This is a genomic window from Bacteroides coprosuis, from assembly GCF_020741705.1.
GTDB lineage: Bacteria > Bacteroidota > Bacteroidia > Bacteroidales > Bacteroidaceae > Bacteroides_E > Bacteroides_E coprosuis.
The window spans coordinates 1-8971 of sequence record NZ_DYYK01000014.1 but is presented as its reverse complement, the minus strand read 5'-3'; the positions used below and the strand labels follow the sequence as shown (position 1 = coordinate 8971).

Annotated in this window: 7 protein-coding genes and 3 tRNA genes; 3 read left to right on the top strand and 7 right to left on the bottom strand. The window is 34.5% G+C overall.

The genetic code is table 11. The annotated features are described in order from the left end of the window. Positions 1-33: 33 nt before the first annotated feature. The 5 genes from K8V80_RS00645 to K8V80_RS00625 form a co-directional block, all read right to left on the bottom strand. A tRNA-Leu gene (locus K8V80_RS00645) sits at positions 34-116 on the bottom strand. Positions 117-127: 11 nt separating this feature from the next. Beyond that, positions 128-200, bottom strand: a tRNA-Gly gene (locus K8V80_RS00640). A gap of 8 nt (positions 201-208) precedes the next feature. Further along, positions 209-291, bottom strand: a tRNA-Tyr gene (locus K8V80_RS00635). 113 nt (positions 292-404) lie between these two features. Continuing rightward, the gene (nspC, locus tag K8V80_RS00630) at positions 405-1538 is read right to left on the bottom strand and encodes a carboxynorspermidine decarboxylase (RefSeq protein ID WP_276774629.1); all 1134 of its coding nucleotides are present in this window, start codon (positions 1536-1538) and stop codon (positions 405-407) included. Between the two features lie 13 nt (positions 1539-1551). Next, positions 1552-3855 (bottom strand): ATP-dependent helicase, encoded by a 2304-nt coding sequence (locus K8V80_RS00625; protein WP_276774626.1) that lies wholly within the window; start codon positions 3853-3855, stop codon positions 1552-1554. Positions 3856-3971: 116 nt separating this feature from the next. Between K8V80_RS00625 and K8V80_RS00620 the strand changes: the two genes are divergently transcribed. Continuing rightward, a complete protein-coding gene (locus K8V80_RS00620) occupies positions 3972-4589 on the top strand; it encodes a superoxide dismutase (RefSeq protein ID WP_276774623.1) in 618 nt (205 codons plus the stop codon). Between the two features lie 131 nt (positions 4590-4720). Here the strand turns inward: K8V80_RS00620 and K8V80_RS00615 are convergent, their stop codons facing one another. Both K8V80_RS00615 and K8V80_RS00610 read right to left on the bottom strand, forming a co-directional pair. After that, entirely contained in the window at positions 4721-5716 is a 996-nt protein-coding gene (locus K8V80_RS00615; RefSeq protein ID WP_006744294.1) for a class II fructose-bisphosphate aldolase, read from the bottom strand. A 273-nt stretch (positions 5717-5989) separates the two neighbouring features. Then, positions 5990-7009, bottom strand: a complete 1020-nt coding sequence (locus tag K8V80_RS00610) for an endonuclease/exonuclease/phosphatase family protein (RefSeq protein ID WP_276774618.1) — start codon at positions 7007-7009, stop codon at positions 5990-5992. Between the two features lie 180 nt (positions 7010-7189). Between K8V80_RS00610 and K8V80_RS00605 the strand changes: the two genes are divergently transcribed. Both K8V80_RS00605 and rluF read left to right on the top strand, forming a co-directional pair. Next, positions 7190-7444, top strand: a complete 255-nt coding sequence (locus K8V80_RS00605; RefSeq protein WP_006744292.1) for a type B 50S ribosomal protein L31 — start codon at positions 7190-7192, stop codon at positions 7442-7444. A gap of 158 nt (positions 7445-7602) precedes the next feature. Further along, positions 7603-8568, top strand: a complete 966-nt coding sequence (gene rluF, locus K8V80_RS00600; protein ID WP_276774612.1) for a 23S rRNA pseudouridine(2604) synthase RluF — start codon at positions 7603-7605, stop codon at positions 8566-8568. Positions 8569-8971 lie beyond the last annotated feature (403 nt).

The following is an 8971-nucleotide window of genomic DNA, read 5'->3' as shown; positions in this document are numbered from 1 at the left end:
AAAAATACATCCTTCTAGTAAAAGTTCTATAAGTGAAGAGGATGAGATTTGAACTCACACGACCATAGGTCACTACCCCCTCAAGGTAGCGCGTCTACCAATTCCGCCACCCCTCCAAATTAAAGAGAGCGAAAGACGGGATTCGAACCCGCGACCCCAACCTTGGCAAGGTTGTGCTCTACCAACTGAGCTACTTTCGCATTTTGTGTGGGCAAAGATGGATTCGAACCACCGAAGGCGTAAGCCAGCAGATTTACAGTCTGCCCCATTTGGCCACTCTGGTATTTGCCCCACACATTTATAAAGGTTGTGTTCCTTATTTGCGTGTGCAAAGGTAAATCATTTTCTATATAAAGCAAATTTTTAGCCTATATATTTTCAAACAATTTACCCTACAACCCTCATTAACACATGCGGTTTAAATAGTCTCCATAAGTAAAATGCTTCATTACTAAAGCTTTATTATCTTTTGTCCACAATCCAATATGTGGATGATGAATTCCATTAAACATTGTAGTTTTTACAGTAGTGTAATGAATCATATCTTCAAAGACAACAACATCACCTACTTTTAATTCTTTATCAAAACTCCAATTTCCCATCCAATCACCACTTAAGCATGAATTTCCACCAATTCGATAAATATAAGGTCCATCATTACCGATTTTAGCATCAGTTATAACTGGCTGATAAGGCATTTCAAGAGTATCAGGCATATGGCAAGTAAAGCTCACATTCACAATAGCCGTTTTTATTCCTTTATTTTCTACGATATCAACCACTTTAGATGTAAGTACTCCTGTTTGCCAAGTAAAAGCAGACCCAGGTTCCATAATTACATGTAAATGAGGATATCTGGCTTTAAATCCTTTCAACACACCAATAAGATGTTCTCTATTATAATCTTTTTGAGTCATTAAATGTCCTCCACCAAAATTGATCCACTTAATTTGATCAAACCATTTGCTGAAGTTTCTTTCAATGTACACTAAAGTCCTTTCAAAATCATAAGAGTTCGACTCGCATAAAGTATGGCAGTGAAACCCTTCAATTCCTTCAGGTAACTTTTCAGGCATTTGACTTTGAATTACTCCAAAGCGACTACCTGGAGCACAAGGATTATAAAGATCATTTTCTACTTCTGAGTATTCTGGGTTTATTCTCAGTCCACAAGTAATGTCATGCTCTAACGTTTTACGATAAAATCTCTCATATTGAGTTAGCGAATTGAATGTAATGTGATCACTACATCTCATTATCTCATGAAAGTCTTCATCTGTATAAGCAGGAGAATAAGTATGAGCCTTACTACCGAAGGTTTCTAAAGCCATACGAGCCTCATATTTCGAGCTAGCGGTAGAGTGTCCTATATATTCTCTAAAAATGGGGAAAGTTCGCCACAAAGCAAATGATTTGAATGCGAGGATAATTTCTATTCCTGCAGTATCAGCTACACCTTTTATTTTTTCTAAATTTTTTCTCAAGAGAGATTCGTCCATGATATAACATGGATTGGGAAATTGGTTGTAATCTATCATTCTTTAATAAATATTATTCTATTACTTTAAAACGGGCAAAACGCAACAACAATTGTTTGGTTCCAGCATGTTCAAATTCGATACTCGCTTTAGCATTGTCACCATCACCTTCAAGTTTCTTAACAAATCCAACACCAAATCGTTCATGTTCAACTTTCTGCCCAACCTCTAAGTTACTTGGACTAGAGTTTGTTTTACGAGAAGGAGGAAGAGCACCAACTCTCTTAAGAGTACGTTGATTCTGAGGTATAGCACTAGAGGATGGATTTGAAATAGGAGATTTTCTTTCTCTATTTTCTTTTCTGAAACTAGATGCAGCCTCATCGATCCGTCTACCTAAAGCTATGCCACTAGGAATCTTTACATAGGAGTCATCTATTTCAGCTATAAATCTGCTGGGAGATCCAAACTCAAGAGTTCCATAACGCATTCTGCTTTTTGAGAAACTAAGCATACAGTTTTCTTCTGCTCTAGTAATTGCTACATAAAATAACCTTCTCTCCTCTTCTAATGCCCGAGGAGAATCACCAGACATATTACTAGGAAATAGTTTCTCTTCAAGCCCCACAACAAAAACATTTTTGAATTCCAAACCTTTAGCAGAGTGCACGGTCATCAAGGTTACTTTATTAAAATCTTCCTCTGTATCATTATCTTGATCTGTCAGCAATGAAACTTCTGATAAAAAATTGTAAAGAAAAACATCTTCATTACCTTCCTCTAGACGAGAGTTACAGAATTCACTCATACCGTTGGCTAACTCTTCTATATTTTCTTTTCTCGACATACTTTCTGGGGAGTTGTCTTGAGTTACATCTGCCATAATTCCCGATTCACGAATAATATGAACACCTATTTCATAAGCATTTTTAGTCTCAAGACTTTCCTTAAAAGCATTCATCATATCAACAAAGTCTTTCAACTTTCGTTGGACACCCTTATTTATATCTACATTAAAGGTCAATGGTTCAGATATTATATTCCAATAACTCGTATTGTATTCACTAGCAGCTTCGGCAACTCTGCTTAGAGTAGTTGCACCAATACCTCGGGCAGGGTAATTTATGATACGTTTTAGAGCTTCTTCATCACTAGGATTTACTATCAACCGGAAATAAGATATAATATCTTTTATCTCTTTACGCTGATAGAATGACAAGCCCCCATAAATTTTATAAGGTATCGCCCTTTTCCTAAAAACCTCTTCAAATACTCTACTCTGAGCATTTGTTCTATACAAAATAGCATAATCTGAGTAGTCATAGCTATGGAGTTTATTCAACTCTCTAATTTCTTTGGCTACTATTTCAGCTTCCTCAATGTCACTATATGCTTGGAATAATTGAATTTTATTTCCCTGCTCATTTTCAGAAAAAACATCTTTGGGTATTTGGCGACTATTCTTACGTATTAAGCTATTTGCTGCAGAAACAATATTCTGTGTAGAACGATAATTTTGTTCTAGCTTAAACACTTTAGCTCCTTCAAATATCTTTGTAAATTGTAAGATATTATCTATATCAGCACCTCTAAAAGAATAGATACTTTGAGCATCATCTCCCACAACACACAGTTTCTGATGTTTCTTTGCTAGTTGCTGCACAACACAATGCTGGGCAAAGTTCGTGTCTTGATACTCATCCACTAATATAAACTTAAACTGATCTTGATATTTAGCTAAAATATCAGGGTTATCTCTAAATAGTAAATAGGTATAAAACAACAGATCATCAAAATCCATAGCTTCTGCCTGGAGACACCTATCCCAGTAACGTCTATATATATCACGTATAGCAGGCATCTTAGCAGCGGAGTCACTTTCAAAGAAGGATTTATTGGTTGCATAAGCTGAAGGCGACACAAGCTGATTTTTAGCATTGGATATTCGTGCTTGTACAGCGGCAGGCTTATACAACTTATCATCTAGTGCCATTTCTTTAATGATGGTACGGATTAAGCTCCTACTATCGCTTGTATCGTAAATGGTGAAATTAGAAGTAAAACCTAGAACCTTAGACTCTGTCCTTAGAATTCGAGAAAAGACAGAGTGAAAAGTTCCCATCCATAAATAAACAGCTCTTTCTTTACCCACAATAGAAGCTATTCTCTCTTTCATCTCTCGAGCAGCTTTATTTGTAAAGGTAAGAGCTAATATATTCCACGGAGCTAAACCTTGCTCTAATAGATAAGCTATTTTATAGGTCAATACACGAGTTTTACCAGAACCGGCTCCTGCGATAACAAGAGATGGACCTTCAGTGTACAATACAGCGTCTTTTTGGCTTTTATTAAGCTCTTCTAAGTAGTTTTGCTTCATTATGCTATAATCCTCTTTAAATTCTATACAAAGATAAAAGATTCTTTAGATACATAGAACATTTCAAATATGTATAACGTTTATTATAGTGAGTTCAAACTTAAATAAAAGAACTTATGAAAACATTATTAATGTCTTTAATTATTATGACTATGAATTTTCAAATGCCGAAACTTCCCTATGCAGAAAATGCATTAGAACCAGTAATTAGTAAACAAACTATAGAATTCCACTACGGTAAACATTTACAGAATTATGTAAATACTCTGAATACTTTGGTGGAAGGCACAGAGTTCGCAGGTAAGTATTTGGAGTATGTTGTAGTAAACTGTCCTGAAGGACCTATGTACAATAATGCTGGCCAAGTTTTAAACCACACTCTATACTTCCTTCAATTTAATCCAAAACCAAAACATAATGAACCACAAGGTAAACTAGCAGAAGCTATTAATCGTGACTTTGGTAGCTTTGAAAAATTCAAAGAAGAATTTAACACTGCTTCAACATCACTATTTGGTTCAGGTTGGGCCTGGTTGTCAGTTGATAAAGCTGGTAAATTACAGATAACAAAAGAAACTAACGGTGGAAACCCTATTCGCAAAGGTCTAAAACCTCTTTTAGGATTTGACGTTTGGGAACACTCTTATTATCTAGATTACCAAAACAGAAGAGCTGATCATATAAAAGCTCTATGGAGCATTATAGATTGGGATGTTGTGGGAGGTCGTTTATAATTAATTAATTATAAATTAAGATATAAAGCGAAGGAAAAATCCTTCGCTTTTTTTGTTTCTATATTCTTTCAAACATAAAAAAAGCGGAGATAGAAACTACCTCCGCTTGATTTTATATTAGTATTACCTAATTATAGTTTGTTTGCAGAACCCAATACGTTTTCAATTTTGTGAACGTAAAGTTTCTTCATATTTTCACGAGCTGGACCAAGATATTTACGTGGGTCAAATTCAGCTGGTTTTGTAGCAAATACTTCACGTACTGCAGCAGTCATAGCTAGACGGCTATCAGAGTCGATATTGATTTTACATACAGCTGAAGCAGCAGCTTTACGAAGTTGTTCTTCAGGAATACCGATAGCATCTTTTAATGCACCACCGTATTTATTGATAGTTTCAACTTCTTTTTCTGGAACTGAAGATGATCCGTGAAGAACGATAGGGAAACCTGGAAGTTCTTTTTCAACACCTTCTAGTACATCAAATCTCAATGCTGGAGGAACTAGACGACCATGTTCATCTCTTGTACATTGTTCTGGAGTAAATTTGTTTGCTCCGTGAGAAGTACCAATAGAAATAGCTAAACTATCGCAACCTGTTTTAGTTACGAAGTCAACAACTTCTTCTGGTTTTGTATATGTGTGCTCTTCAGCAACAACGTCATCTTCAACACCTGCTAAAACGCCAAGTTCACCTTCAACTGTTACGTCAAATTGGTGAGCATAGTCAACTACTTTTTTAGTAAGAGCTACGTTTTCATCGTATGGTAAAGAAGAACCGTCGATCATTACAGAAGAGAATCCCATGTCAATACATGATTTACATGTTTCGAAAGAATCACCGTGATCTAAGTGTAACACGATTTGAGGTTTTTCTAAGCCTAGTTCTTTTGCATATTCTACTGCTCCTTCTGCCATGTAGCGAAGAAGAGTTTGGTTTGCATATGCACGAGCACCTTTAGAAACTTGTAAGATAACTGGAGATTTAGTTTCTGCAGCAGCTTGAATAATAGCTTGTAGCTGCTCCATGTTATTGAAGTTGTAAGCAGGTATAGCATATCCACCTTTAATAGCCTTTGCAAACATTTCTTTGGTGTTTACAAGACCTAAATCTTTGTAATTAATCATTCTTTTATAAAGTTTATTGTTAGTGAATTTTAGAATTCCATGCAAAAGTAAGCATTATTGTTCAATTTGTACAGCTACAATAAGTAAATATACCCTAAAATAAATCAGGACATTATCATATTTTAAGAATTAAGAATTCTTTCATACCCATTTGCTATCTGCACATTACATAAAGAGACAAAGTATTTACCTTTGCACTAATCAGATAACAAAAAAAAGCTGTAGATAGTTCTTTACAATCTACAGCCTTAAGTATTCTTTAGAAATATAGAATTACTTCTCTACATAGATAATCGTAGGTAAGTGATCACTATAACCATTTAACCATGTTTGCCCTCCATGAGTACGAAGAGGAGAGCCTTTATATTTACCTGTTTTCTGAAATAGGTAATCTCTCATAAAGACTTCACTATCTACATATCTCAATCCTTTTTTAGCTTTCAATAGAGGTTGAGATATTATTATTTGATCAAATAAATTCCAAGCGCCACGATACATTAATGTACCGACACCTTTATCTTCTAATATTTCCCACCAAGGATTATAGAAACCTTCTTTTTTTACATCCTTCACAAATTTCTTAGCACCAAAAGCTACAGAAACACTTTCATCCATAGGATCATCATTTAAATCTCCCATGACAACTATTTTGGCTTTTTTATTAACAGCATAAAGAGAATCTGTTATGGCTTTTACTTGATTGGCTGCATGAACTCGGACTGGAGCCTTTGCCCCACGTGATGGCCAATGATTTACTATAAAAGTCATTTCTTCATCAGCTACATTTCCTGTTACAACCAAAAAGCCTCTTGTTTTATGAATAGTATCTCCCTCAAAAGGAGTAGAAGGTACTAGCACACTAGCAGTAGGTGTAAATAATTTAGGATTATATAAGAGTGCACAATCTATACCTCGCTTATCTGGACCTTCATAATGTACAAATTGGTATTCATTCTTGAGAGCAGGTTCACTAATTAAATCTTGCAGCACTCTAAAGTTTTCAACTTCAGCTAATCCAATAACTACAGGACCCTCTTTTACTCTATCTCTTGACAACTCACTTAATACCTGAGCTATATTTTTAAGTTTATTAGTATATTTCTCCCTATCCCATTCTCTTCTCCCATCTGGAAGGTATTCATAATCGTTTTTGCCTGAATCATGAATAGTATCAAATAAGTTTTCAACATTATAGAAAGCAATACTATAAAGAGTTTCAGCCTTTTTCTTACAAGACAGTAAAAAAAAGAGTCCTATTAAGGCTACAGATAAGGTAATAATAATCTTTTTCATGTTACTTTGTGTTTAGTAATAACAAAAGTCGAAAAATTAAATGATATTCCCATTTTTTACGAGATGAATTTCGGTTATTAATATTAAAACACTTATCTTTGCAACTTGAAATAGAACCATTACACTATTTATTACCAAAATAGTAAAATAGAATAATAAATTTTTAATAACGTATCTGAAATGAAAAAAGGTATTCATCCAGAAAACTATCGTCCAGTGGTATTCAAAGATATGTCGAATGGTGACATGTTCTTATCTCAATCAACTTGTAACACTAAAGATACAGTTGAATTCGAAGGTGAAACTTACCCACTAGTAAAACTTGAAATTTCAAGTACTTCTCACCCATTCTACACTGGAAAAGCGACATTAGTAGATACTGCTGGTCGTGTTGATAAATTTATGAGCCGTTACGGTAATCGTAAAAAGAAATAATAACAACTTTTCAGGAAGTTAAAAAAGGAGTTCTAATACAAATAGGACTCCTTTTTTGTATTTCTTAATAGAGAGAGAGTAATTATATCATTACCTTTGTATAAAGTTGAAAAGTGAATTGATGATTATCTATTCATCTGCTATAAAGAAAACCATCCATGGAGTATAGATTAAATAAATACATTAGTAACTCAGGTTACTGTTCTAGAAGAGAAGCTGACAAACTTATCGAAGCAGGTCAGGTTAAAGTTAATGGAAAAAAGGCTTCAATTGGCGATAGAGTTTATCCTAAACAAAAAGTAACTGTCAATGGAGAACTTATTGTTAATGATATTGAGCCTGTATATATTGCTTTTAACAAACCTGTAGGAATAGTAAGTACTACAGATCCCAACGAAAAAGCTAATATTGTAAAGTATATTAGTCACGAACAAAGAATCTTCCCCATTGGACGATTGGATAAAGACTCTCAAGGTCTTATTCTTCTTACTAATGATGGAGATATAGTAAATAAAATTTTAAGAGCTGGGAACAATCATAAGAAAGTTTATATTGTACAAGTAGATAAACCTATCACGGATGAGTTTATTGAAAAGATGAAAACGGGAGTTCCTATTCTTGACCGTGTAACTCGTAAGTGTGAAGTAGAAAAAATTAATCCTTATACTTTCAAAATAGAGTTGATTCAAGGTTTAAATAGACAAATTAGACGTATGTGTGCCTACTTTGACTATGAAGTTTTAAAGCTAGAACGTACTCAAATAATGAATATTGAGTTAGAGGGACTAGGTTTAGGAAGTTGGAGAGATTTAAATCCAGGAGAGTTGGAAGTTCTCTTTGATATGCTCGAAGACTCTAACAAGCATGTAGATGACAAAGGACGTTCTGTTAGTAATAAATCTATCAATAAGCAGTTAGAGTTACTAGATATACAAACGGACTTTAGGAAGAGTGGATTAAATGCTAAAAACAGAGCTGCAACTAAAAACAGAAAACGTCAAAGTCCAGCACAAGCATCCTCTAGTACATCTTCATTCAAACCTAAAAAAACAGGAAGTGGACCTAGAATAGGAAAACAAAAAGCCTCAAAAGTGTCACACCGAGGAAGTCGTAATAAGCGATAAATATAACTTCTTACTAAATGATAAGAGATTAAAGATAGGAATAAAAGCCAGTGAATTTCGAAATTCACTGGCTTTTATATTTCAAGGATATCCTGCCAAACTTCATTCATCAAGTATTCTTATTTATCCTTTATAGCCCTAACATTTTTACTTGAAAACACAATTAAAGAAGCTATGCGTCTAACCAAGATAAGTGAACTCCCGATCAGGGACAAGAGAGTGTCATGTCGGTGTCATGACGTTACGATGTCGGTGTCATAAATTAGATCGTTTTATTTTATTGGTTGTATCACAGTACAATAGACAACCGCTATATTCCTTCTATGCAGCACCTTACTTTTTAGTAAATACTGAATTTTATATGCAATAAAAAAGGTCTAGAATCTTTCGAAACTAGACCTTT